Consider the following 25,158-nt stretch of genomic DNA (forward strand, 5'->3'; position numbering starts at 1 on the left):
GGCGGGCGGCCTACAGCGCGCGGTCGTGTTCGCTCTCGAACTCCCGTTCCTGCCGGTACTGCTCGACGAAGGCCTCGACGTCGAACTCGAGCATCTGGGACTCGAACTCGGAGACGGCGGCGTCGTCGTCGGCGTGGCTGATCGCGTGTTCCATGAGTTCGACGACGAGTTCGACGACGACCTCGTGGAGTCGGCGGGCGTCGAAGTCGGTGACCCAGACGAGTGTGTAGCCGACCGCACCGTCGTCGCTGGCGTCGTGGACGACGACCGCCTCGGGGAACTCCTCCAGGACGACCCCCAGCAGGTGGGGGGTGCCGAACTCCTCGAACTCGTCGTCGGTGTCGATCGTCTCCCGCAGGACCGTCACCAGCGATTCGGGAAAGAACCGAGAGGGCGGGTGGACGTCCGTGACGACCGCGTGGCTGTCACCGCAAGGACAGTCGTACTCGCGCATCCCCAGATCGATCTCGTGGGGGTCGAGGTGGGTCCCGCAGGGTAACTCGAGCCGATCGCCGCCGTCCGCACCTGCAGCGCCGGGGCCTGCCATTGCCCGCCGTTGGCCCGCAGCGGGCTTAAGGGCGACGACTCGTACCCTCGATCGGCGCGGCAACGCCAGCCGGATCGCACACCAGCACCGGGAAACGCGACGACGGACGGCTCGCCTCGAGCGGCGGCGAGTCGTCCCGATCAGAGGTCGGTCCCGTCGAACAGGACGAGACCGATTACCAGCGATAGGAGGACCCACGCGAGCAAAACGAAGACGCCGATCTCGGGGCTCGCGTAGAACGGCTCGGCCGCGTCGGCCGCGACTTCGACGCCGGCTCCCGCCTGAGTCGGCTCGGTGCCCGACGCGTCCGCGAGGTCGGGCAGCAAGGCGACGACGGTCGAGAGATACGCCGACGAGGGCGACAGCTGCAACAGGGGGTACAGCCAGTCCGGCATCGTCGACGGGATCGTAAAGCCCTCGAGGACGTAGAGGATCCCCATCGGGATCACGTCCCAGAGCAGTTCGAAGACGACGAAGAAGCCAAGTGCCAGCGTCGTCGCCCGGGACGTCGAGCCGGTCGCCGCCGAGATGCCGACGACGATCGTCGCGTAGACGGCCGCGAACGCCAGCGTGATGAGGACGAAAAGCAGTGCCGCGGCGGCGTCGAGGTCACCGAGCAGTGCCGCACCGACCCCGAGACCGACGAGGAGGCCGACGCCCAGCCCGAACGCGAGGACGGCGGCACGGCCGACGACCTTCCCGGCGAAGACCCGCCGACGCGTGGTCGGCAGGGAAAGCAAGAGCTTGATGCTCCCGAGTTCGCGCTCCCCGGCGAGGGACTTGTAGCAGACGACGATCGCGGCCAACGGGACGAAGAGGCCGACGAGACCGACCGTGAAGAGCAGCAAGCCGCCGAACGTCGCCGCCGTCGTCGAGCCAAGCAACGCGGGCGCTTCGACGTAGGCGTACGTCGAGACGATCGACAGGACCACGAAGGCGGCCACGAGCGCCCACAGCGCGCGCGACTGGACGGCGTCCCGGAAGTCCTTCTTCGCGACTGCGACCCAGCTCACGCCTCGACCTCCTGTTTCTCGGTCGTGTATCGGACGAACAGGTCCTCGAGCGACGACTCGACGACCGAGAAGTCTTGTACCGGCGCGATCTCGTCGATCGCGTGCAACACGGCGAACTTCGAGACGCCGTCGACGGTCACCCGCAACCGGCCTTCGTCGATCGCCGCTCGCCCGACGCCATCGAGGCCACGCACGCGCTCGAGAACACCCTCATCGAGCGCCGTGACGTACACGTACAGCGTCTCGCCGGTCTCGGTCGCGTCCCGGAGGCCGTCGATGGTGTCGACGGCGACGAGCCGGCCCCGATCGATGATGGCGACGCGGTCACAGACCGCTTCGACCTGTTCCATGATGTGACTCGAGAAGAAGACGGTCGTGCCGCGGGCGTTCTCCTCGCGGATGATCTCGCGCATTTCCCGAGCGCCGTTCGGGTCGAGCCCGGTCGACGGCTCGTCGAGGACGAGCAGGTCGGGATCGCCGGCCAGCGCCATCGCCAACACCAGCCGCTGGCGCATCCCCTTGGAGTAGCCGCCGGCGGGACGATCGGCCGCGTCAGCGACCCGGACCCGCTCGAGCAGGGCGTCGGGATCGTCGTCGACGCCTTTCATCTCGATCGCGAACTCGACGTGCCGGCGACCGCTGAGTCGGTCGTAGACGTGGTAGGCGTCCGGAAGCACACCGGTTCGCTGCCGGACGGCCAACCCCTCCGACTGGGCGTCGTGACCCAGCACGGACGCGGTCCCGCCGGTCGGTCGAGTGAAGTCGAGCAGGATGTCGATCGTCGTCGACTTTCCCGCGCCGTTCGGGCCGAGAAAGCCGAAGATTTCGCCCTCCTCGACGGTCAGATCGAGTCCGTCGACGGCGACGACGTCCCCGTACCGCTTGGTCAGTCCCTCGAGTTCAATCGCGGCCATGACCGAGCCTCCCGACCGCCGACGGACCGAGGGATCGCGGTTGTACAGTCTGCATACGGCTTCGTGGACGGCCACTACGATAAGGATTAGCGTCTTTCCGCGGAGTCGGCTACGACGGCAACTCACGGCACGGGGCACGTGCGCCGGGGCCGCGGTCGGTCCCGAATGCGGTTACACAGGGACGGCGCGGCTCCCCCGGAACGGGACCGGCCGTCGCTGCGACGGTCTCAGGGCCAGTCGTCGCGGACCTCTTCGGCGTCGTCGTCCTCGTCGTCGGCGCTCGAGGCGATGATCCAGTCGGCCGCGTCGGCGGCGTCTTCGACCGCCAGATACTCCCAGTCGACCTCCTCGGCCAACTGTTCGTCCTCCTCGCTGGCTCCGACGTAGACGTAGCGTCCGGTGTCGAACTGGTCTTTGACGCCCTCGAGGCTCTCGGCTTTGCCCCGGGGCCCGGAGAAGAAGTCCTGTCGGATGCGGTTCTTTCGGGTGAAGTTCGTGACGACGTAGGTCGGTTTCTCGGAGACGACGCCGATGTACTCGGTCCACCCTCTGGCGTCTTCGAACACGCGCTCGGGCGAGGCGAGTTCCTTGAGCGCCTCGAGTTCGAACGCCAGTGTCATGTCGCTGTCGCCGTTCATGCGTCATCGAAAGCGCGCACACGGGAAAACGACTTCGATACCGCCCCCGGGAAGGAGACGGAGCCCCGGCGGCTCAGACCCGTTCGACGCGGAAGTAGTCCGTGAAGACGATCACCTCGCCCGGCTCGAGGTCGGTCTCGGCGGCCGAAACGGGGCGGTCCTCGGTGACGGCGCGATAGATGGCGTCCAGCGTCTCCGTCTCGAACTGATCGACGTGACGGACTGTCGCGTCCGCCGGCACGGACGGGACTCGCTCGAGTCGCACAGCAGCGGACTCGGGACGTACTGATCGGGACTGGAGTTCACTGGTCGCCATGTTCATTGTTACCAAATGTACCCATCTGTGTTAAGCGTTCCGCTTCCGGCAGTGGCGGCGGCGAGACGGGAGAACAGTTCGTCGTCGCGGAGACGCCGGTCTCTCGGTTCGATTCGTCGGAAAAGCGCCGCGAACGGATCGGAAAACGGAGGTGGCCGCTACTGCTCCTGCGTGGGGGCGAGTTCGTCGAGGTCGACGGACTGCTCTAAGAGGACCTCGGCCTGATCGGCGACGACGCGCTGTTCGCGCATCAGCTGTTTGAACTTGCTCTGGGGCGAGAGGTCGCCGATGAGGACGCCGCCGACGATCTTGCCGTCCTTGAAGGCGATGCGTCGCCACTCGGTGTCGCTGTATTTGCGCTCGGCGTGTTCGTCGCCGCGTGTCGGATGACCGAAAGAGAGGAACGGGAAGTCGAAGTGCGTAATGGAGTACGACGAAACCCACTGGAAGCCCTCTTCCTCGGCGTCGGCGGCCATGTTGATGGCGGCGACCCGACCCTGTTCCTTGGCCGAGCCCCACGAGCCGTTCTGGGCCTGCTCGCCCAGCAGGACGTCGTGGAACTGCGTGAGGTCGCCGGCCGCATAGACGTCGTCGACGTTGGTCTGCATGTACTCGTCGACGACGATCCCGTTGTCCTGCTCGATGCCGGCCCCGCGGAGGAACTCGGTGTTGAACGACAGGCCGATAGCGACGCCGGCGAAGTCACACTCGTAGCGGTCGCCGTTGGGGTCGACCGCGGCGGTGACGCGGCCGTCGTCGTCGACCTCGAAGTGGTCGACGCCGCTATCGAAGACCGGCTCGACACCGACGCTGCGCATGCCCTCGTGCATGATCTCGGCACCCTCGGCCGAGAGGGCGTAGCGCCACCAGCGATCACCGCGCATCAGGTAGTCGGCGTCGATCCCCTGTGCGCCACAGACCGCGGCGAAGTCGATTCCGAGCAGGCCCGCGCCGACGATGACGCCCCTGTCGGCCTCGTCGGCGTGGTTGCGGATCCCGCGAGCGTCCTCGAAGGTCCAGAAGTGATGGATTCCGTCGGCGTCGCTGTTCTCGACGGGCAGTTGGGTCGGCGTTCCGCCGGTCGCCACGAGCAGCTTGTCGTAGGGGATCTCCCCGCTGTCGTGAGTGTGGACGACCTTCCCCTCCGTGTCGACGCTCGTGACGTGGGTATTGAGCGAGAGGTCGATGTCGCGGTCCTCGTACCAGTCCTCGTCGTGGATCGAGATCGGGGCTTCGGGGAGTTTGCCCTTCGCGTGTTCCTTGATGAGAATCCGGTTATACAGTGGCTCCCCCTCATCGGTGATGACGGTAATCTTCGCGTCCGGGTCCTCTTCCCGGAGGGTCTCGGCGGCCGAACTGCCCGAGATCCCGTCACCGATGATGACGTACTGAGTCATATCCCGATGGTTCGTAATCCGGGTTAAAGTGGGTTGCTATCTCGTCTATTTTGCCGGACGACAGTGTTTGACACTACGAGCGTAAACTGAACGCCGAATATATTCACCAGAGTTTACCGATCTCGAGCCATCCGGCACCATTTCTCGAGCATGCAACGATTGCTGGCATCGCCGACGATCGCGGTCCCTAACAGTGTTGTCCGAACCGTTCTTTAGGATATCCCCCCAATCGTCGGGCATGAAACTGCGACAGAACGCGAAACACTTCGCCTATCGCAAGGCCCTCGAGACGCCCGGGATTCGCTCGGTCGCCAACTCGGGGCTGGTCAGGCTCCACACCAAGATCTTCACCGGGAAGGCCGACCCGGCCCGCGCCGAGGAACGGAAAGCCCACCTCGACGGTCTCTTCGACGCGACGATGGACACCTACCTGCGGGCGCTCCAGGAGGGGTACTCCGAGGCCGAGGCCCGCGAGATCACCCATATCCAGGCCAACTTCGACTTCTACAACCACGGCTGGACCGAGATGATGGAGTTCCCGGCCGACGAACTCGAGGCCCATTACGACCGCTACGGCGAGTTCTTCGAGCGCTGGGACGTGACCATCGACGAGCCGCTGGGCCAGTTCGCCCCGCCGGAGGGACTGCCCGAGGCACCGTCGACCCCCGAACGGCTCGACGATCCCGATCACCCACACGCCGAGGGCGGGTTCGCCGACGACGTCTACGTCGAGACCGACGACGGCGAGCTGATCGTCGGGGGGCAGGACGAACCCGAGGACGTCGACGTCTCACAGGTCGTCACGGACGAGGACTGAGAGGGGCGTCGACGCTGTTCGTGTGCTTCTCCCGGTCGGCGGCAGCCGGTTCCCACACGGCTAAGTAGCCGGAGCGTTCCGGTTCGAGCAACGGCTCGATCATGGCACTCGAGGGCAACGACCGATCGATCGCGGCGTTTACCATGGCCGGCCACGCGCTGGTTCACTGGTTCGAAACCTCGATTCCGATCTTTCTGGTCGTCTGGCTGGCCGAGTTCGACGCGGGCGTGAGCCTGTTCGGGGTCGTCGTCGCGCTGGGCTATGCCCCCTTCGGGCTCGGCGCGTTGCCCGGCGGTGTCCTCGCGGACCGATACGGCACGAAGCGGCTCATCGTCGCCTGTCTGGCTGGGATGAGCGCCGCCTTCCTCGTCCTCTCGCTGGCGACGTCGATCTACGCGATCGCCGTCGGCCTCGTCCTGTGGGGCGTCGCCGCCAGCGTCTACCACCCCGCCGGCCTCGCGCTGATCAGCACCGGCGTCGAGGAACGGGGCACCGTCTTCGCCTGGCACGGGATCGCGGGCAACACCGGCATCGCGCTCGGCCCCTTCGTCGCCGCGACCCTGCTGATCGTCCTCGAGTGGCAACTCGTCGCCGCCCTCCTGGCCGTGCCGGGCGTCCTCGCGGTGCTGTACGGACTCAGTGCGGAGTTCGATCCCACCGCGGCCGTCGCCGAGGGCGTCGACGCCAGCCCCGACGACGCGCTGTCGCTCTCGGAGTTCCTCGCGGACTCGCGGGCGCTGTTCGCCAGCGCCTTCGCATTGATCTTCGCCATCGTTGCCGTCGAGGGGCTGTACTACCGGGGGATGCTCACCTACCTCCCGGAGATTCTCCACGGGCTGCCGGCAATCGAGGGACTGGTCGTCCCCGCCGGCCTCGAGGGGATCGAGCCCGCGGACTACATCTACGTCGGCCTGTTGGTCGTCGGGATGGGCGGCCAGTACGCCGGCGGGAAACTGACCGATCGGCTCGAGCCGGCCCGCGGTCTGCTGGCGATTTTCGGCGTCCTCGCGGCGCTGGCGCTGGCGTTCGTTCCCGTGACCGGACTGGGACTGCTCCCCGTCGTCGCGCTCTGTGGCGTGTTCGGGTTCTTCCTCTTCGCGATCCAGCCGTTCTACCAGAACGCCGTCGCGGTGTACACGCCGCCGGACACCCGGGGGCTCTCCTACGGCTATACCTACCTCGGGGAGTTCGGGATCGGTGCTGCGAGCATCGCCGTCGGCGGGTTCGTCCTCGGCGAGGCGTCGCTGGCGGCATTTTTCGGCGTGATCGCGACCTTCGCCCTCGCCGGGGCCGGCCTCTCGGTGGCGCTGCTCGCCGGTCTCGGTCGTTTCACCGGGGCCGAACGCCCCGCCGGGGCGAAGGAGTAGCCGACACTGGGCTCCCACGCAGGACGGGGAGAAACGCGGTCGCCGCCGCTTGCTCGAGCGGAAGATTACGCGAGCCAGGTGGGCGTCTGGTACTCCGCCGTCGCTCGGTCCTCCGGCCAGATGATCTCCTGTGATCCCTCGCCGTCCTCGTTTTCCTGCCACTGGAAGTAGACCGGGTCCGGATCGGAGCTGTTGTACCGGAGATCGTGCGTGTATTGATGGTCCCGACCGTAGAACTCGACCGTCCCGGCGGTGCCGGTAAACGAAACCTCTTCCATATACGAGACGAGTTCGTCGGCGTCGAACGTCCCCGTATTCTCGACGGCGTCGGCGAACAGGGCGACCGCGTCGTACGTGTGATAGCCGGTGTACACCGGGCTCGAGCCGTTGTAGGTGTCCTGATACGCGTTCACGAACGGCTCCGTCTTGTCGGTTCGCTCACTCTGTGCCGTCGCGCTGCTCTGACCGACCCCGAACCGACAGGCCTCGTTCGTCGCCTCGTAGTACGAGGGGAGTTGCATCGGCACGTGGATGCCGCCGAACGCGAACGGGCGCGGTTGGGGCGTGACCCAGTCCAGGAGCGCGTCGGTGCCGGTGTGGGCCGTCGTGATGAACGCCGCGTCCGCCCCGGCGGCCTCGACCTCGTCGTAGATCGCCGTGAAGTCCTCCGTCGCGGGCGGATACTGCTCTTCCATGACGACGTCGACGCCCGCGTTCGGGAGCTGGTTCTGGTAGACCTTCCACGGCTCCTCGGTCCAGTCGTAGTCCTCGACGAGGACGGCGACGGAGTTCCAGCCGATATCGTCGGCCTTGTCGGTCAGGAAGTCGACCTGCATCTGGCCGAGGTCGTGATTGTTGTTCGGCCCAACCCGGAAATGATACTTGTACTTCTCGTACTGCTCGCTGATGCGCTGGCTTACCGCCGTCGTCGCCGCACCGGACGTGAGGTGAACCGTCTCCTGTTCGGCGATGTCGTCGATGATGTTCATCAGTGCCTCGCTGGCGAAGACGCCGATCGTCACGTCCACGCCCTCCTCGAGAATGAGCCGCTGATACTGCCGCCGGGCCTCGGACGGACTCCCGTTCGTGTCGCCGACGACCAGTTCGACGTCCCGCCCGTCGATTCCGTCGTTGTCGTTGAGTTCGTCGACCGCGACCGACGCCCCGCGTTCCATCGACCGGCCGATCTGATCGCTGTCCGGATCGGGTGCGAGCAACCCGATCCGGACCGGTCCCTCGGTAGCGCTTCCGCCGACGATCGATTCGTACGTGCCGAGACAGCCCGCAAGCGATGCGCCGGCGGCAACTCCACCCGTCGCTCTCAAGAGCCGTCGGCGGTCGAGTGCCCGAGAACGCGACGTCGAGTGGTCGTTCGGTTCGGTACCGTGTCCCTTGCTCCCATTCATCTTGACAAGCGTTTCTCCTTGGGTTTCTTAGTGTTTTCGCATAGTTACAATCAGAATATTACTTATTGAATGACACGTGTCGATACGCATAGCAGCTCGTGCCGGTCCGCACCACCGGGCAGTCGCCGCTCGGAGCGGGACCGGGAATCGATGACTGGCCAGGGCGAATCCGGCGACCGGATCTCGGCTCCTGCGTCGCCTACTTCCCGCCTGTATCGCTGTACTGTCGCTGGACGGACGCTCCGAACGCAATCGATGTGGCCAAGCGCCAGCCATCGGCCTAACCGGTCGTCCGAGTTCCCATCCGAACGGATATCTCGGCGGTACAGGTTGGACCGACAAACGGGGCCGTCGCTGCTCGTCGAGACCGGTGAAAACGACGGCAGTCGTCGTGAGGACCGACCGCTATCGGATGGAACCAGCGCCGAAACGGCGGCAAACGGGAAAAACTCGAGCGGGTTACAACCAGTCCGGCTGTTCGTACTCGTCGCCGTCGGCCGCGTGTTCGTCGGGCCAGATGACCGTCTGCTCGCCCTCGCCGTCGTCGGTCTCCTGCCACTGGAAGTAGACGGGATGGACGTTGCCCTCGCCGTAAATGACGTCGTGGGGGTGTGGGCCGTCCTGGCCGTGGAACTCGATGGTGCCGGTGGTACCGGTAAACGAGGTCTCCTCGAGCGGCCCGACCAGATCCGTCGACGCGACGGTCTCGCCGCGCGTGGCCGCATCCGCGAACACCTTGACCGCGTCGTACGCGATGTAGCCGGTGTAGACCGGACTCGTCCCGCCGTGTTTGGACTGGTACGTGGAGACGAAATCCTGCGTTTTGGACGTGATCTCCGCGGTGGACACTGCACTGGCGTAGCCGACGGCGTACTCACAGGCACCATTGGTCTCCTCGTAGTACGAGGGGAGTTGCATCGGCACGTGGATACCGCCGAACGCGAACTCACGTTCGGCCGGTCGCCAGTCCTGCAAGGCCGCAGTACCGGTGTGGGCCGTCGAGATGAACGCCGCGTCGGCCCCCGACGCCTCGACGTCATCGTAGATGTCCGAGAAGTCCTCGGTCGCCGGCGGATACCGCTCCCACGTGGCGACGTCGATGTCGGTGTCCGGGAACTGGCTCTGGTAGAACGCCCACAGGCCGTCGGTCCAGTCGTAGTCTTCCGCGAGAACGGCGATGGAGTCCCAGCCCATGCTCTCGCTTTTCTCGGTCAGGAAGTCGATCTGTGCCTGTGCGAGGTTGGTCCCGTTGATCGGCCCGACTCGGAAGTGATACTTGTACTTGTCGTAGTCCGAGCCGACGTTCTCGCTGGCCGTCGTCGTCGCGGAGCCGGCCGTGAGATGGACGGTCTCCTGTTCGGCGATATCGTCCATCAGCGGCTCGAGGACCTCGGTCGTCGAGATGCCGACGGTGACGTCGACGTCCTCCTCGAGGATGAGCCGCTGGTACTGGCGACGACCTTCCGTCGGACTCGCGTTCGTGTCGCCGACGACCATCTCGACGTCTCGGCCAAGCAGCCCATCGTTCTCGTTGAGTTCGTCGACGGCGATCCGAGCGCCCTGCACGATCGAGCGGCCGGTCGAATCGCTGTCCGGATCCGGTGCCAGCACGCCGATCCGAACCGGCTCGGCCTCGTCGTTCCCGACGATCGAGCCATACGTCCCGAGACAGCCCGCAAGCGATGCACCAGCGGCGATCCCGCCCGTCGCCCTCAAGAACCGTCGGCGGTCGACCCTCCGAGAACGAGACGTCGTTCGGTCGTTCGATTCCCCACCACGTCCCTTGTACGCATTCATCCTGACGATCGTTTCAACCTCTGTTTCTTAGTGTTTTCGAATATTACAATCAACATATTGGACATATTATGTGATATGCTACTTGGCGAGTGGGGCTCGTATCATCCGCCACCTTCGCCGCGCAGTCACTGCTCAAGGACGAAACGAGGACTGCAGTCGGCAATCACCACGTCTGGTGGCCGGGTCACACCCTGCTGTCTCGTCTCGCCGTCCGCATCGCTTCGCTGCCGCTGGACGAGGTTCCGACGGACTTCGATGGTGCCAGACAGCCACGACCGAGACGCTGGCTGTACCGCCGGCAGTCGCGAGAGAGCGATAGGCAGTTGCCTGCCGAATCCCCCTCAGAACCAGTCGGGTTCGACGTAGTCGGTCGTCGAGTACGTGTCGGGCCAGATCGTCCGCTGAACGCCCTCGCCGTCGTCGTTTTCCCGCCACTGGAAGTACAGCGGATGGACGTTATCCTCCCCGTAGATGACGTCGTGGGCGTGTTCGTGGTCCGCGTCGTGGAACTCGATCGTTCCGGTCGTTCCGGTAAAGGAGGTCGATTCGAGCGCACCAACCAGGTCGTCGGAATCGAACGTACCGGCCCGTTCGGCCGCATCGGCGAAGAGTTTGATCGCGTCGAACGCGATATAGCCGGTGTAAACGGGGGCGTCCCCTCCGTTTCTGTTCTGATATTCCTGAACGAACGGCTGGGTCTTGTCGGTGGTTTCAGCGGTCGGTGTCGCGAAGGCGTAGCCGGCCGCGTAACGGCACGCACCATTGACCTTCTCGTAGTACGAGGAGAGTTGCATCGGGACGTGAATCCCGCCGAAGGCGAACGGCCGCTCCGCCGGCCCCCAATCCATGACGGCCTGGGTACCGGTGTGGGCCGCCGAAACGATCGCTGCGTCGGCACCCGATCGTTCGACCTCGTCGTAGATGTCCGAGAAGTCGTCAGTTGCCGGCGGGTATCGTCGTTGCATCGCAACGTCGACGTTCACGTCACCGAGTCGGTTCTGGTACACCCGCCACAGCCTCTCAGTCCAGTCGTAGTCCTCCACGAGAATCGCAACGGAGTCCCAGCCGATTTCGCCGCCCATATCGTCCAGGAAGTCGATCTGGGTTTCGGCGAGATTGACGTCGTTGATCGGGCCGGCACGGAAGTGATACTTGTACTTCTCGTATTGGTCGTTGACCAACTGACTCGCCCCCGACGTCGCGGAACCGACAGTGAGGTGCGGAACCGCTTGCTCGGCGATGTCGTCCATCAACGCCATCAGCACCTCGGTCGTGGCAATACCGATAGTCGCGTCTACCTTCTCATCGAGGATCAGTCGCTGGTACTGGCGGCGCGCCTCGAGCGGACTTCCGTTCGTGTCACCGAGGACCAGTTCGACATCCCGCCCGTCGATGCCGCCGTTGTCGTTGAGTTGCGCGCGGGCGATCGCAGCACCGGAAACGATCGATTGCCCCGTCGGATTGCTATCCGGGTCGGGTGCCAGCACGCCGATCCGAACCGGCTCGACCTCCTCATCGCCGACGATCGATCCGGCGGTCTCGAGACAGCCCGCAAGCGAGAGTCCGGCGACACCGCCGGCCGTCGTTTTCAGCACGTGGCGGCGGTTCGGCCCACGTGCTGGCGTATCGGTTGGAGCGCGCCCGCCGTTCCGACGGCCGCAGCTATCTTCAGCCATATTGAACGGTCGTTTCGACCTCCGTTTCTTAACGTTTGCGAAGCTACCGATCTCGAAAGTATAGCATTGTGACTCGTCGAGAGCGGCAGGAGAGACATTCGTTCCAGCCACCGATACGGTTCGAAATACTTTATTTTACTATATTGGCCCGGAAGGATTGGACAAGGGAGAGGATTTCGACTATGTGTGTGACGATGTGGTGAAACGGTGCCATTATCAGCTTCGATAACCACGCCTGACAATTTATGTACCGACGAAATCACGCGTGATCTATCCATGGATTTCGCTCGACGACTGGTGCCGACAGCTATCCGACGGCGGTACGCCGTCAAGTTCGGAATCGCGCTGTTGATTCTCGGACTCTCCGTCGGTCTCATCGGATACGCTGCAACGGGGGCAATTACCAACCAGGTGGAGGATCGGGTGCAGAACGACCACGCGTCTGCAGCGGGACAGGAAGCACAGAGCCTGCAGATGTGGAACGAACAGAACGAACATACGATCAGTACGATCGCCAGATCGGACGTCGTCGCCAGTGACGATCCGGAGGCGATCCAACAGCGGTTCCTCGACTGGGAGGAACACCTAGACGCCGACACGTTCGACATCTCCTACGTCGATACCAGCAACGACACGGTCACGGCAAGCACCGACGCGGAGCTTCGTGGGACGACCGCAACCGAGATGGACAACGTCGACGCGAGCGCCTACGAGGAGGCGACCACGAACGTTCCGTGGGTCTCCGACGCCTACCTCGCCGAGGGCGAACTCGGCGAGGAGACGACGGTGATCACGTACGTCCAGTACTCGCCCGAAACTGAGGATCGGGCGATCGTCTACACCGCCGACCTGCAGGCCTACGCCAACCAGCTCCAAGACGAGAAGGTCACGACGATGGTCGTCGACGGCGACGACGAGATCATGCTCGACAACGCCAACTACGGCGGCAACCACTCGACGCTGGGGACCGCCTACGCCGGCAACAGTAGCCTGTTAGAGTCCGCACGGACCGAGGGTGCGACGACCCAGCAGACCGATAGTTCCACACTCTCCTTCGAGAACGATGCCTACGGGTTCGGATCGGACGGCCACGACGAGTACGTCACGAGTTCCGCACGCGTGTTCGGCACCGACTGGGTCGTCGTGACCCACGAACCCGCCGATCAGGCCTTCGGGTTCGTCAACGCGGTCAACCAGTACGGGATCTACGCGACGATCCTCGGCGTCCTCATGATCGGCATGGTGGGTGCCGTCCTCGGCCGGAACACCGCCGTCTCCATCGACCGACTGACCGACAAGGCCGGCCAGATGGAGGAGGGCAACCTCGACGTCGACCTCGAGACGAAACGGATCGACAACATCGGCCGGCTCTACAACGGCTTCGACTCGATGCGTGACGCCCTTCGCGAACAGATCCGCGAGGCCGAAGCCGCCCGTGAGGAGGCCGAACAGGAGCGCGAACGCGTCAAAGAGATCAACGACCACCTAGAGGACAAGGCCGCCGAGTACTGTGCGGTCATGGGCGACGCCGCCGACGGCGATCTCACTGCCCGCGCGGACGCCAACAGCGACAACGAGCAGATGCAACAGATCGGCGAGGACTTCAACGAGATGCTCGACGAGATCGAGCAGACCATCGCCGAACTCAACCGGTTCGCGACCGACGTCGCGACTGCCTCCGAACAGGTGACCGCCTCGAGCGAGGAGGTCCGCTCGGCCTCCCAGCAGGTCACCGAATCGATTCAGGAGATTTCCGACGGTGCGGACCGACAGAACGAGTCGCTACAGTCGGTCAACCAGGAGATGAGCGGCCTCTCGACGACGACCGAGGAGATCGCCGCCTCCTCGAACGAGGTCGCCGACATCGCCGAACGGACCGTCAACACCGGACAGGAAGGGCAGGAAGCCGCCCAAGAGGCGATCGCCGCCATGGAAGAGATCGAGACCGAGTCCGAGTCGGCCGTCAGCGAGATCCGCCGGCTCGAGGAGGAGGTCCAGCAGATCGACGAGCTGATCAACACGATCTCCGAGATCGCCCGCCAGACCAACATGCTGGCGCTGAACGCCAACATCGAGGCCTCCCGCTCCGCGGGCGGCAGCAGCGACGACGAAGGGTTCTCCGTCGTCGCCAAGGAAGTCAAGGCACTCTCGGAAGACGTCGCTGAGGCCGCCAACGAGGCCGAGGACCGCCTCGAGGCGATCCGCGATCGGACCGAGCAGTCCGCGGCCGAGGTCGAGGGCACGAGTAGCGACATCGAGAACGCCAGCCGGCAGGTCCAGGAGGCGGTCAGCGCACTCGAGGAGATCGCCGACCTCGCCAAGGAGACCAACGTCGGCGTCCAGGAGATCTCCGCGGCGACCGAAGAGCAGGCGGCCTCGACTCAGGAGGTCGTCGCGATGGTCGACGACGCGGCCACGATCTCCGAGGAGACGACCTCCGAGGCCGAAAACGTCGCCGCCGCCGCCGAGGAACAGACCACTGCACTGACCGAGGTCACCAAGTCCGCCTCGAGTCTCTCCGAACAGGCTTCGCAGCTCTCGGAAGCGCTCGACCGGTTCGACACCGAGATCGACCTCGCGGACGTCGAACTCGAGTCGGCGTTCGACGTCGATACGGAACTTAGCGAGACCGAACCCGAGTACGCGGTCGACGACGGGGCCGACGAACAGGAACAGGGGATTACCTTCGATACCGACGCCGACGACACCGAGACGGCGGCAAGTCCCGGCATCGGTGACGACGACGCGCCCGCGGCCGACGCCGAGCCGACGGACGACGACAACGACGGGGACGCCCTCGAGGCGACGCAATCGAGCGCCGACGAAACGGACGCCGAGCCCGCGACCGCGGTCGAGGACGCCGACACCCCCGAGGAGATCGGTGCCGAGGAGATTCTCGGCATCGAGGACGAAGCGGCGGCGGAGCCGCTGACGGACGCCGACGAAGCGACCGCGACCGACGATGTGGATCCGCTGGCCGACGACGAGTCAGCCGAGCCGCTCGGCGGCGACACCGAAACGGATCCGCTCGCGGACGACGGCGAGACGGACGACCCGCTGGCCGACGCCGACGAACCGGATCCGCTGGCCGACGACAGTGAGCCGGCCGACCCGCTGGCCGACGAGACGGAATCGGCGACCGAGGGCGAACCCGCGGCCGACGAGAGTCCCGGATTCGAAGTCGACGAGGAAGCCGACAGCGACGATGCGGCCGCCGAACCGCTCGAGCCGGTCGACGACGCTGACGACGGCGGAACCGACGCTGACGACGCCGCCGACGACGACGTCTTCACGTTCGGCACGGCCGACGACGAGTAACGACGATCGACCGAGCCGGTTCCCGATCGGGACCGCTCGAGGTGACGACGGCAGCCGCCGCGGCTGCCGTCGTCGTTCGCTACCTTTTTGACTGCAGTCTGGAAAGGAATCGGCATGCTCACCGTGCGGGCCCCCGCGACGAGTGCGAACCTCGGGAGCGGCTTCGACGTCTTCGGCGTCGCTCTCGGGACGCCCGCCGACGTCGTCCGGGTCGAACGCGCACCGGAGACGACGATCTCGGTCACCGGTGCCGGCAGCGAGTACATCCCCGAAGACCCCGAGAAGAACACCGTCGGTGCGGTTGCGAAGGCGCTCGACGCCCCCGCTCGCATCCGAATCGACAAGGGGGTCCGTCCCTCGTCGGGGCTGGGGTCGTCGGCCGCGAGCGCGGCCGCCGCGGCGGTCGCCCTGAACGCCCTGTACGACCGCGGTCGCACCCGGGAGGAACTCGTGCCGATCGCCGCCGAGGGCGAGGCGCTCGTCTCCGGCGAGGCCCACGCGGACAACGTCGCACCCTCGCTACTGGGCGGGTTTACCGTCGTCACCGACGACGGGGTCACGCAGGTCGACGCCTCGGTCCCCGTCGTCGTCTGCCTCCCCGATATCTCCGTCTCCACGCGCGATGCGCGCGGCGTGGTCCCCGAGTCGGCGACGATGGACGAACTCGTCGATACCGTCGGCAACGCCGCCACGCTAGCCGTCGGCATGAGCCGGAACGATCCCGATCTCGTCGGCACGGGGATGGCCGACACGGTCGTCACGCCCGAGCGCACCAAACTCATCGACGGCTACGACCGGGTTCGGGAGGCCGCCCTCGAGGCGGGCGCGACCGGCGTCACCGTCAGCGGAGCCGGCCCCGGGATTCTGGCGGTCTGTCATCGGCAGAATCAGCGGGCGATCGCCTCGGCGATGGTCGACGCCTTCGACGCCGCCGGCGTCGAGAGCCGGGCCTACCAGACGACCGTCAGCGAGGGGGCGACGCTGTACCGGGACGGCTCGTAGCTCGGCGATGGGTACCCGAACCGACGCGGTACTTGCGTCGATCTCACTGGCCGGGTTCGTGATCGCGTTCGCTCACGTCGGCTCCCCGCTCTCGATTTCCTGTTTTGTACTCGGCTGTGTCGGGACGATCGGTTTCGAGCTGGTCGCGTTCCAGTACTACGGGACGGTCCGGGCGTACTGGGAGCGCAGGCCGGTCCAGCTCGCGGCGCTCGCGCTGTCGTTCGGTATCGTCGGGCTCGGCGTCGCGTTCGCACCGACGGCAGTCCTCTCGGCGGGGATCGGAACGCTAGTGACGTACCTGCTGTTCCTGTTTGCCGTCGTCATATCGCGTGCCAGGTAGTCGAACTCTCCGGGCAGTTCGTCGAATCGAACCGCCGTAACGACCGTCTACCACCTGGTAGGCCGCCGATTACGGGTCGGAACTCGACTGATAACTATCCGTGACAGTCAGGGATCGATTCCCGTATGCGGGGGGAGTTCGACGCGCCGCGGAGCGGGGGAGTACCGAGGATCGAGCGGGACGCCGAAACGTCGTCCGGCGGCGTCCCGACGGATCTGGATCGAGGACAGACACACCTGCTCGGCTACGTGTTGCTCGTCGGTATCGTCGTCGTCGGATCCGGAGCGGTCCTGTTGTTCGGCGGTTCCGGCCTCGAGGCATCCGAATCGGCCGTCGAGATCGAACACGCCGAGCGCTCGCTGGTCGAGTTCACGCACGCGACCCGGACCGCGACCGAAGCGGGCGGCGATCGGGTGCCGGTGACGATCGAGGGGCTCGATCGCGGAACGCTCGAGACGCGAGCGGACGCCGGCCGCGTGCGGATCGTCCGCGAGGACGGGTCGGGGACCGAGGTGTTGTACGACGAACCGCTCGGAGCGGTCACGTACGCCAACGGCGACACCGAGATCGCGTCCCAGGGCGGCGGCGTGTGGCGGTCCGACGGGGATGGGACCGTCGCCGTCTCCGCGCCGCCGCTCGAGTATCGGGACGGGTCGCTGTGGTTCCCCGTCGTTCGGTTCGTCGAGACGCGGACTCGAGGGAACGCCATCGACGGCGTCGTGAGTCGGTCGGAATCGCCGACACGCGTCGGCCGGGGCGACCGCCGGTCGGCGGGAAGTGGCGACGTGCGGATCGAGATCGAGAGTACCTACTGCGAGGGCTGGCAGCGCGAGATCGAATCGACGCTCTCCGGCGGAGTCACCGAACGATGTTCGGCGGGGCGGACCGACCGCGTTCGGTTCGAACTGACCGACCCGCCCGACATCGGCGGTATCGATACCGCCATCGCCGCACACGAGGTCGACATCCACCGGAACGCGCCGCCGATCGAGGGCGACGTCAACGCGGCCAGCGTCGACGCCGACCGGGTCGACGGGAGCGTCTCCGGAGCGGGCTACGACCACCCGTCGGTCGATAGCTACGTCTCCGGCCGCGTCGCGGCGTGTGAACGAACGGGGTTCGAGGAGCCCGACGACGTCCTCGAGGCCGGTCGCTACTGCGTCGAGGCGCTCGAGGACGGGCACACGTTCGATACGTCCGACGGGGACGTCGAGGTCGTCGTCCGGGACTCGATCGACGTTCGGGGCGACGCCCTCCGTCACGTGGGCGAGAACGACCTGACTCTCCTCGTGGACGGGCCGGTTTCCGTCGGCGGAAACGCCGTCGTCGGGAACGACTCCGACCCGGGCCGAACGCAATTGCTCGTCTCGGCCGACGGCACCGTCACGACTGCGACGGGCACCCCGACGGTTGCGGGACTGGTCTACGCGCCGGACTCGAGCGTCTCGCTGCAGGGAAACCCGACAGTACGGGGCGGCATCGTCGCCGAACGCGTTGCGGTCGGCAACGTCAGACCCGGTGGAGTCGCGTACGACGAGCGGATCGCCGCCGCGGAAGTCGCCGCCACCGGACCGCGGCTCCGGCGTCTCGGCGTGACCGCCTACGACGTGTCGCTCGAGGAGTGAGTGTGGACTGACCGGTGACGACGAACGCTGCGTGGGTCGGTGTGCAGCGTCCGTGACGAGCGGAGAACGAGGCGTCGAGGAAACGAGTCGTGGCCGATCAGACGCCGCGGTCCTGCAGCTTCTCTTCCTCGGGGAGGTCGGCGTTCGCGTCGCCTTTCATCCCCTTGCCGAGGTTCTTCGAGATCTCGGCGAGGCGCTCGGGATCGTCCCAGTTGTTCGTCGCCTCGACGATCGCCTCGGCCATCGCGGGCGGGTTCTCCGCGCCGAAGATCCCGCTGCCGACGAAGATGCCGTCACACTCGTGGTGCATCATCAGGGCGGCGTCGGCCGGCGTCGCGATACCGCCGGCGGCGAAGTTGACGACCGGGAGCCGGCCCAGTTCGGCGGTCTCGTGGACCAGTTCCGCGGGCGCTTCGATCTCACGCGCGTAGGCCTCGCGTTCCTCGTGGGTCATCCCTTCGAGTTCGCGGATCGCGCCCTTGATCGTCCGCTGGTGGTGGACGGCCTGGTTGACGTCGCCGGTGCCGGCTTCGCCTTTGGTGCGGATCATCGCCGCGCCCTCGTTGACCCGGCGCAGTGCCTCGCCGAGGTTGCGCGCGCCACAGACGAAGGGCGCGGTGAAGTCGCGCTTGTCGATGTGGTAGGCGTCGTCCGCCGGGGTCAGGACCTCCGACTCGTCGATCATGTCGACACCGATCGCCTCGAGGATCTGTGCCTCCTTGGTGTGGCCGATCCGGGACTTGCCCATCACCGGGATCGAGACCTCGTCGACGATCGCCTCGACGTCGGCGGGGTCGGCCATCCGGGCGACGCCGCCGCGCTTGCGGATGTCGGCCGGAACGGCCTCGAGGGCCATCACGGCGACCGCGCCGGCGTCCTCGGCGATTCGGGCCTGCTCTTCGTTGACGACGTCCATGATGACGCCGCCCTTCTGCATCCGCGCGAACCCGCGCTTGACGAGATCGGTCCCGCGTCGTAGTTCTTCGAGATCGGCTGGTTCCGACATACTGCGCGCTTAGGAGTCGTCGCACTTACGCGTGTTCTTTGGGAACGGTCCGGCCGCGGACCCCGAAATCGTTTGCCTCGCCCGGCGGTCGATCGCCGCCGTTGCGCCGTCGGCCGTCGGATCGCTCGCGAGACGTTCCCGAGGCCGGCCGCGGTCACGGACCGGACCACTGCTTGAGGCAGCGCGTGCCGGTTCGGAGACCGCTACTGTTTTGCGGGTGCCGTCCGTCGCGCCGGACGATGACCGCGTCGACTCGGACGGCGGAGCGCGGACGCGCGGACGACGAGGAGTCGCTCCCGGCCTATCTCGCGCCGGTCCCGAGAGCGCTCGAGGACCTCGGCCTGCGCTTTGCGTGGCTGGTCGTCGCGATCAACCTCGCGGGGACGGCCTTTGGCTTCTGGTACTACTCGGGACAGTTCGCCGGGACCGCGACCGCGCTGTGGCCCTGGGTGCCCGACAGTCCGCTCGCGACGCTGTTTATCGCGTTGGCGATCGCCGCCTGGAAACTGGGTCGCGAGCAGCCGTGGCTGACCGCGCTCGCCTTTTTCGGCAACGTCGTCCTCGGCCTGTGGACGCCGTACACGCTGCTTGCCTTCGCCGACTCCTACGCGTACCTCCCCGTCTGGATGTATCACTTCCTCTTCTGGAGTCACCTCGCGATGGTCGTCCAGGCCTTCGTCCTCCACCGGATCAGCGACTTCCCGGTGTGGGCCGTCGGCGTCGCCGCCGTCTGGTACTGGAGCAACCTGATCGTCGACTACTTCGTCCCGATCGTCGGCGAGCCCCACCACACGATCATCCCCGTCGAGCGCGACGCGGCGATGTTCCTCGAGGCCGACGCGCTGGGCGTGATCGCCGCCGGCGAGGTCACGTTCGTCCTGCTGGCACTGTTTCTCGCGCTCGCGATCCGGGTGCAAAAACTCGAGACGTAAACGGGAACGGGCGGAGCGAAGCAGCGATCGACCTCGATTCGGGACCCGAAAGGAACACGCTACTGGGGCGGCAGGACTCGGGTATGTGTGCTTCGGACGCGATCGACGAGATGGACCCCCGGAAGCGAGACATCATGGAGGCGACGTACACTGCCGTCAGTAAACACGGGTACAGCGACCTCACGATCCAAGACATCGCGGACGAGTTCGAGAACAGCAAAACACTGATCTATTACCACTACAACGGGCGAAGCGAACTGCTCGTCGACTTCCTCGACTACGTTCTACAGCGGTTTCTCGCGGAACTTCCGGCCAGTTCGGAGTCGCCTCGAGACGAACTCGAAACGCTCGTCGACACGCTGTTACCGACGACCGTCGACGAGGAGCCGTATCGCGTGATGCTCGCGATGTTCGAACTCCGGGTCAACGCGCCCCACGACGACGACTGTCGGGAACAGTACCTGGCTGTCGACAACGAACTCAAATCGCATCTCACGGACATCCTCTCGCGCGGTCTCGAAGCCGGAGACTTCGAACGGATCGATCCGGCAGTGGAGGCGGAACTGTTCCTCTCGCTGTTGATCGGAACGCGGGCACGGCGTCTCACCGTCTATGAGCCGGCAGAGTCGATCGACTCGCTCAAGGCCGCGATCGAGTCCCACATCGACCGCATCTCGGCCGACGCCGACTCGAGCGCGCCCCGAGCGGACGACGACTGAACTGGACTCGTCGGATCGGGGCTCTCCACTCAGGCGAGTTTTCCGCCTTCGACCGGAAGGGCGTGACCGTTCACGAACGACGCGTCCGCCGAGGCGAGCCACGCGACCGTACTGGCGATTTCCGCCGGTTCTGCCATCCTGTCGAGGGGCTGTTCGCCGGTGATCCGTTCGACCGCATCGGGGTGTTCCTCGAGCGATCGTTCCACCATCGGGGTCCTGACGACGCCCGGACAGACCGCATTGACGCGAACACCCCGATCGGCGTAGTTGACGGCCGCAGATTTGGTGAGCCCGACGACGCCATGTTTGCTCGCCGTATAGGGTGCGGTCCCATCAGCTGCGAGGCCGGCGATCGAAGACGTGTTGACGATCGCACCGCCGTCCCCCTCGACGAGTTTCGGGAGTTCGTATTTCATCGACAACCAGACGCCCGTCAGATTGATGTCGAGAACGCGGTGCCAGTTCTCCGCCGTCTGTTCGGTCAGTGGCGCGTTTTCCCCCTCGATACCCGCGTTGTTGTGGGCCACGTCGAGGCCGCCGTAGGTTTCACACGCGGTTTCGACCATCCGTTCGACGTCGTCTTCGTCGGTGACGTCGACTGACACGAAGGTCGCTTCACCACCGTCCGCTTCGATCCCGGCGACGGTCTCGGTTCCGCCGTCCTCGTCGACGTCGGCGACGACGACCCGTGCCCCTCGAGATGCGAACTGTTCTGCCGACGCCCGTCCGATACCCGATCCCGCTCCCGTTACGATCACCGTCTTCCCGTCGAATTCGTCCGTCATACTTGTATTGAATATTTGGTTAATATATAAATCCTGGGCCACACTCTTCCTCAACGGACGACACGTTCAGGCCAAACACGGTGTACTCGGTTCGGACTCGTCCCGTCTCGAAGCGATCCGGATCGCTCCGGGTCACCGAACGGGGACAACAGCTCCTCACTATCGCGAATACCTCACAGAATCGTCCGAACACTGCCCAGTCGGGTAGGTGTCACGCCGTACGACCCTCGGTGCGAGCGCCAGAGGACCGTTCCGGTCGCCGACCGCGACGAATGGCGAAAACGGCCAGCACCGTTCGCGATCGAGCAGTCAGCCGCGACGAACGGCGGCAGTTAGCGAACTGCAGTACTGATTTCTCGACGTTCCAACGGGGCTCCGACGGACCCGCTTTGGGCGGCCGTTTCAGCCCTCGAGGATGACGACCGCCGACTCGGTCTCGATCATCTCGCCGTCGCCGGAGTAGGTCCGCTCGAGTTCGACCTCGAACAGCTCGTCATCGAGTTCTTTGCCGGCGACGCGCAGCACGCCGTCCTCGTCGTCGATCTCGTACTCACCGCTCTCGATGCCGGCGTCGATCTCGCCGACCTTCGAGCCGAACTTCGGCCCGAGCGTCGAGTAATCGAGGTCGATTTCGGCGACCTCGGTCGAGATCTCGGGCTCGTCCTCGAGGAGCGTGAGGTCCCGCACGTGCATCACGTTCCGGATCGCGGCCTCGAAGCCGTCGACCGGGCCGTAGACCGACACCGACTCGAGGTCGGCGTTCAGCGGCAGTTGGTTCTCGCTCTTGTACCGGCGCAGCGCGGAGATGACTTCCATGGCGGTCTCGCCGGCCTCGAGATCCGCCTCGTATCCCTGCGGGCTGGGCCAGTCGCGGACGTGGATACTGGTCGCCTCGAGGGCCGCGGGGTCGTCGCTGTAGACGGCCTGCCAGATCTCCTCGGTCGCGTGGGGCAGGAACGGCGCCCAGAGTTCGAGGAAGGTCCGGTGGGCCGTCCGCAGCGCGTACTGGGTCGACGGGTTGTCCTCGCGGGTCTTGGCGATCTCGAGGTAGTCGTCACAGAAGGTACTCCAGAAGAAGGTCCGCAGGCGGTCGCGGGCCTTCGCGAACTCGTAGTCCTCGAAGTGGGCGGTCAGATCCGCGACGGCGTCGTCGAGTTCCGCCAGTAGCCAGCGGTCGATCGCCTCGAGGTCGGCGGGTTCGTCGGGCTCGCGCGGTGCGAGGGTGTCGACGAGCTTCGAGGCGTTCCAGAGCTTCCGGAGGAGTTTCTCGCCCGCGGTGAGGTCCTTCTCCTGATACGGGAAATCGTCGCCGACGGCGGCGCTCGCCGCCCAGAACCGGACGGCGTCGACGGGATACTCCGCCAGGACCTCGTCAGGGGCGACGATGTTCCCTCTCGATTTCGACATCTTCTCGCGGTTCTCGTCTAAGACGTGGCCGTTGATCATCGTCGCGTCGAAGGGCACCTCGCCGGTGTGTTCGTAGCACTTAACGATGGTGTGGAACAGCCAGAAGGAGATGATGTCGTGGCCCTGCGGACGGAGATCGAAGGGGTAGAGTTCGGGGTTGTCCATCGTGAACGCCTCGCTGTCGTCGTCCCAGTCCCAGCCGGCGTTGATCAGCGGCGTCAGCGAAGAGGTCGCCCACGTGTCGAAGACGTCGTCCTCGGCGGCGAACTCGTCGTGGCCACACTCCGGACAGTGATCGACGGGTGGGTCGTCGCTCAGCGGATCGACCGGAAGGTCCTCCTTTGCGGCCATGACCTCGTGATCGCAGTCGGCGCAGTACCAGACCGGGAACGGAATCCCCGAGTCGCGCTGGCGCGAGATCAGCCAGTCCCACTCGAGGCCCTCGATCCAGTGCTTGTACCGGGTGAACATCTTTTCCGGGTACCAGTCCATCTCCCGGCCGGCCTCGAGGTACTCTTCCTTGTGATCCAGAATTTCGACGTACCACTGCTTGGAGACGCGGTACTCGACGGGGGTGTCACAGCGCTCGTGGACCTGCACGGCGTGGGAGATCTCCCAGCGGTCACGGAGGGCACCCTCGTCGTCCAAGTCCTCGACGATGGCCTCGCGGGCCTCCTCGGTGGACATGCCCTCGTAGTCGCCGGCGAGGTCGGTCATCGTCGCGGACTCGTCGATGGCCACCCGCAGCGGGAGGTCGTGGGCCTGGTACCACTCGATGTCGTTCTGGTCGCCGAAGGTACAACACATCACGACGCCGCTGCCTTTCTCCATGTCGACGCGCTCGTCCGCGATGATCGGCACTTCGTGGCCGAAGATCGGGATGCGAGCGGTCTCGCCGACGAGGTCCTGGTTCTCCTCGTCGTCGGGGTGGACGAAGACGGAGACGCAAGCGGGGATCAGCTCGGGGCGCGTCGTCGAGATAATGAACTCGTCGCGGTCCGTCCCGTCGCTCGCGAGTTCGAACGCGATGTCGTTGAAGTGCGAGCCGCGCTCGTCGTCTTCCATCTCGACCTGCGAGATGGCCGTCTCGCACTCGGGACACCAGATCGCCGGGGCCTTTTTGCGGTACTCGCGGCCCTTCTCGTAGAGGTCGAGGAAGGACAGCTGGGAGATCCGCTGGACGCGGGGTTCGATCGTCTTGTAGGTGTTGTTCCAGTCGATCGAGGTCCCGAGGTCCTGCATCTTCTCCGTGAACTCGGCCTCGTACTCCGTACAGACCTCGCGGCAGAGTTCCTGAAACTCCCGGCGCTCGTAGTCCTGATGACGAATGTCCAGTTCCTTCTCGGTCAGGCGCTCGCTCGCGATCCCGTTGTCGTCGTAGCCGAAGGGAAAGAGGACGTCGCCGTCGGCCATCCGCTGGAATCGCGCGGCGAAGTCCTGCAGGGTCGAGCCGTAGAGATGGCCCATGTGCAGGCTCCCCGAGACCGTCGGCGGCGGGGTGTCGATCGCATAGACCGTGTTGGGGTCGCGCTTCTCGTCGCCGTCGTAGGCGTAGACGTCCGAATCGACCCAGCGCTCCTGCCAGCGCGACTCGACCGCCTCGGGGTCGTAGCCGCCCTCGAGGCTCGGTGCGTCTTCCTGGTCGGGCGCATCCATGCTCATGCTCTCACCGCCCGTCGCGGGCGTCGTCGATCCGTCGAAGTTCGAACGTGCAGTCGATCGTCGTCCATAGAGCGGTCGTTGTGCTGTGAATGCTGGTCGGCGACAATACATCCGTCGAAACGGGGTGGGAATGCGGGGCTACGGGGCCCCTACGAAAACGGTGCCGCACGGGCCGTCGAACGGGTCGTTCGCCGCGACGGACTCGATCATACGTCTCACTTGCCCCGGGAACGGTGTTAGGTGTTTCGTCGTCCACTGTCGATCGCTACTCGGAGAATTACCGGTCTTCTACTCGTTCACCCAACCACTATACTAGTCGAGTATTATCGATTGAGGTATCGCACATGCGCCAAAGAGAACAGCGTCGAAATTGCTGCTATTGAGAGTAATACTGTGAGTAGAAGCTGATTCGAAAGATAGGTGTAATATCCGAGGAGTGAGAACGCCACAGCAGACAGAATTCGACTACTGTCT

Annotated in this window: 20 protein-coding genes; 8 read left to right on the forward strand and 12 right to left on the reverse strand. The window is 65.5% G+C overall.

All coding sequences use genetic code 11. The features are described from left to right. Positions 1-10: 10 nt before the first annotated feature. From ACSBP4_RS07385 to ACSBP4_RS07410, 6 genes are all read right to left on the reverse strand, one after another. A complete protein-coding gene (locus tag ACSBP4_RS07385; RefSeq protein ID WP_435551792.1) occupies positions 11-547 on the reverse strand; it encodes a DUF5815 family protein in 537 nt (178 codons plus the stop codon). A gap of 140 nt (positions 548-687) precedes the next feature. Then, positions 688-1,560: an ABC transporter permease gene (locus ACSBP4_RS07390; protein ID WP_435551793.1), complete on the reverse strand. Its 873-nt coding sequence runs from the start codon at positions 1,558-1,560 to the stop codon at positions 688-690. Continuing rightward, positions 1,557-2,474, reverse strand: a complete 918-nt coding sequence (locus tag ACSBP4_RS07395; protein WP_006647796.1) for an ABC transporter ATP-binding protein — start codon at positions 2,472-2,474, stop codon at positions 1,557-1,559. Before ACSBP4_RS07395 ends, ACSBP4_RS07390 begins: the two co-directional genes overlap by 4 nt. A 227-nt stretch (positions 2,475-2,701) precedes the next feature. Further along, positions 2,702-3,112 carry a DUF7124 domain-containing protein gene (locus ACSBP4_RS07400; protein WP_006647797.1) on the reverse strand — a complete coding sequence of 137 codons (411 nt, stop codon included), beginning with the start codon at positions 3,110-3,112 and terminating at the stop codon, positions 2,702-2,704. 73 nt (positions 3,113-3,185) lie between these two features. After that, the gene (locus tag ACSBP4_RS07405; protein WP_006647798.1) at positions 3,186-3,434 is read right to left on the reverse strand and encodes a hypothetical protein; all 249 of its coding nucleotides are present in this window, start codon (positions 3,432-3,434) and stop codon (positions 3,186-3,188) included. Positions 3,435-3,586: 152 nt separating this feature from the next. After that, on the reverse strand, positions 3,587-4,825 hold the full coding sequence (locus ACSBP4_RS07410) for an NAD(P)/FAD-dependent oxidoreductase (protein ID WP_435551794.1): 1,239 nt from the start codon (positions 4,823-4,825) through the stop codon (positions 3,587-3,589). A gap of 238 nt (positions 4,826-5,063) precedes the next feature. Here ACSBP4_RS07410 and ACSBP4_RS07415 point away from each other — a divergent pair, with 238 nt between their 5' ends. Together ACSBP4_RS07415 and ACSBP4_RS07420 are read left to right on the forward strand one after the other, a co-directional pair. Next, positions 5,064-5,642, forward strand: coding sequence for a DUF6149 family protein (locus tag ACSBP4_RS07415; RefSeq protein WP_435551795.1), 579 nt, complete (start codon positions 5,064-5,066; stop codon positions 5,640-5,642). 101 nt (positions 5,643-5,743) lie between these two features. Continuing rightward, a complete protein-coding gene (locus tag ACSBP4_RS07420; protein ID WP_435551796.1) occupies positions 5,744-7,009 on the forward strand; it encodes an MFS transporter in 1,266 nt (421 codons plus the stop codon). A gap of 65 nt (positions 7,010-7,074) precedes the next feature. Here ACSBP4_RS07420 and ACSBP4_RS07425 read toward each other — a convergent pair whose 3' ends face one another. The 3 genes from ACSBP4_RS07425 to ACSBP4_RS07435 form a co-directional block, all read right to left on the reverse strand. Continuing rightward, on the reverse strand, positions 7,075-8,415 hold the full coding sequence (locus ACSBP4_RS07425) for an ABC transporter substrate-binding protein (RefSeq protein ID WP_435551797.1): 1,341 nt from the start codon (positions 8,413-8,415) through the stop codon (positions 7,075-7,077). Positions 8,416-8,874: 459 nt separating this feature from the next. Then, positions 8,875-10,212, reverse strand: coding sequence for an ABC transporter substrate-binding protein (locus tag ACSBP4_RS07430; RefSeq protein WP_049965850.1), 1,338 nt, complete (start codon positions 10,210-10,212; stop codon positions 8,875-8,877). A gap of 341 nt (positions 10,213-10,553) precedes the next feature. Next, the gene (locus tag ACSBP4_RS07435; RefSeq protein WP_435551798.1) at positions 10,554-11,807 is read right to left on the reverse strand and encodes an ABC transporter substrate-binding protein; all 1,254 of its coding nucleotides are present in this window, start codon (positions 11,805-11,807) and stop codon (positions 10,554-10,556) included. A gap of 357 nt (positions 11,808-12,164) precedes the next feature. Here ACSBP4_RS07435 and ACSBP4_RS07440 point away from each other — a divergent pair, with 357 nt between their 5' ends. The 4 genes from ACSBP4_RS07440 to ACSBP4_RS07455 all read left to right on the forward strand — a co-directional run bounded on the left by ACSBP4_RS07440 (position 12,165) and on the right by ACSBP4_RS07455 (position 18,173). Next, positions 12,165-15,206 (forward strand): methyl-accepting chemotaxis protein, encoded by a 3,042-nt coding sequence (locus tag ACSBP4_RS07440; RefSeq protein WP_435551799.1) that lies wholly within the window; start codon positions 12,165-12,167, stop codon positions 15,204-15,206. A 114-nt stretch (positions 15,207-15,320) separates the two neighbouring features. Beyond that, the gene (locus tag ACSBP4_RS07445) at positions 15,321-16,208 is read left to right on the forward strand and encodes a homoserine kinase (protein ID WP_435551800.1); all 888 of its coding nucleotides are present in this window, start codon (positions 15,321-15,323) and stop codon (positions 16,206-16,208) included. A gap of 7 nt (positions 16,209-16,215) precedes the next feature. Then, positions 16,216-16,548: a hypothetical protein gene (locus tag ACSBP4_RS07450; RefSeq protein WP_435551801.1), complete on the forward strand. Its 333-nt coding sequence runs from the start codon at positions 16,216-16,218 to the stop codon at positions 16,546-16,548. 125 nt (positions 16,549-16,673) lie between these two features. Beyond that, the gene (locus tag ACSBP4_RS07455; protein ID WP_435551802.1) at positions 16,674-18,173 is read left to right on the forward strand and encodes a DUF7289 family protein; all 1,500 of its coding nucleotides are present in this window, start codon (positions 16,674-16,676) and stop codon (positions 18,171-18,173) included. Positions 18,174-18,270: 97 nt separating this feature from the next. Here ACSBP4_RS07455 and pdxS read toward each other — a convergent pair whose 3' ends face one another. Then, positions 18,271-19,179 carry a pyridoxal 5'-phosphate synthase lyase subunit PdxS gene (gene pdxS / locus ACSBP4_RS07460; RefSeq protein WP_049965843.1) on the reverse strand — a complete coding sequence of 303 codons (909 nt, stop codon included), beginning with the start codon at positions 19,177-19,179 and terminating at the stop codon, positions 18,271-18,273. A gap of 239 nt (positions 19,180-19,418) precedes the next feature. Between pdxS and ACSBP4_RS07465 the strand changes: the two genes are divergently transcribed. Both ACSBP4_RS07465 and ACSBP4_RS07470 read left to right on the forward strand, forming a co-directional pair. After that, complete coding sequence (locus ACSBP4_RS07465; protein WP_435551803.1) at positions 19,419-20,111, forward strand: DUF1405 domain-containing protein; 693 nt, start codon at positions 19,419-19,421, stop codon at positions 20,109-20,111. Positions 20,112-20,194: 83 nt separating this feature from the next. Beyond that, on the forward strand, positions 20,195-20,830 hold the full coding sequence (locus ACSBP4_RS07470; protein ID WP_435551804.1) for a TetR/AcrR family transcriptional regulator: 636 nt from the start codon (positions 20,195-20,197) through the stop codon (positions 20,828-20,830). 29 nt (positions 20,831-20,859) lie between these two features. Here the strand turns inward: ACSBP4_RS07470 and ACSBP4_RS07475 are convergent, their stop codons facing one another. Together ACSBP4_RS07475 and ACSBP4_RS07480 are read right to left on the reverse strand one after the other, a co-directional pair. Further along, positions 20,860-21,615 carry a glucose 1-dehydrogenase gene (locus tag ACSBP4_RS07475; RefSeq protein WP_435551805.1) on the reverse strand — a complete coding sequence of 252 codons (756 nt, stop codon included), beginning with the start codon at positions 21,613-21,615 and terminating at the stop codon, positions 20,860-20,862. Positions 21,616-22,017: 402 nt separating this feature from the next. Beyond that, positions 22,018-24,684 (reverse strand): valine--tRNA ligase, encoded by a 2,667-nt coding sequence (locus ACSBP4_RS07480; protein WP_435551806.1) that lies wholly within the window; start codon positions 24,682-24,684, stop codon positions 22,018-22,020. Positions 24,685-25,158: the final 474 nt, after the last annotated feature.

It is taken from the genome of Natrinema sp. CGMCC1.2065, from assembly GCF_051225675.1.
Lineage (GTDB): Archaea > Halobacteriota > Halobacteria > Halobacteriales > Natrialbaceae > Natrinema > Natrinema thermotolerans.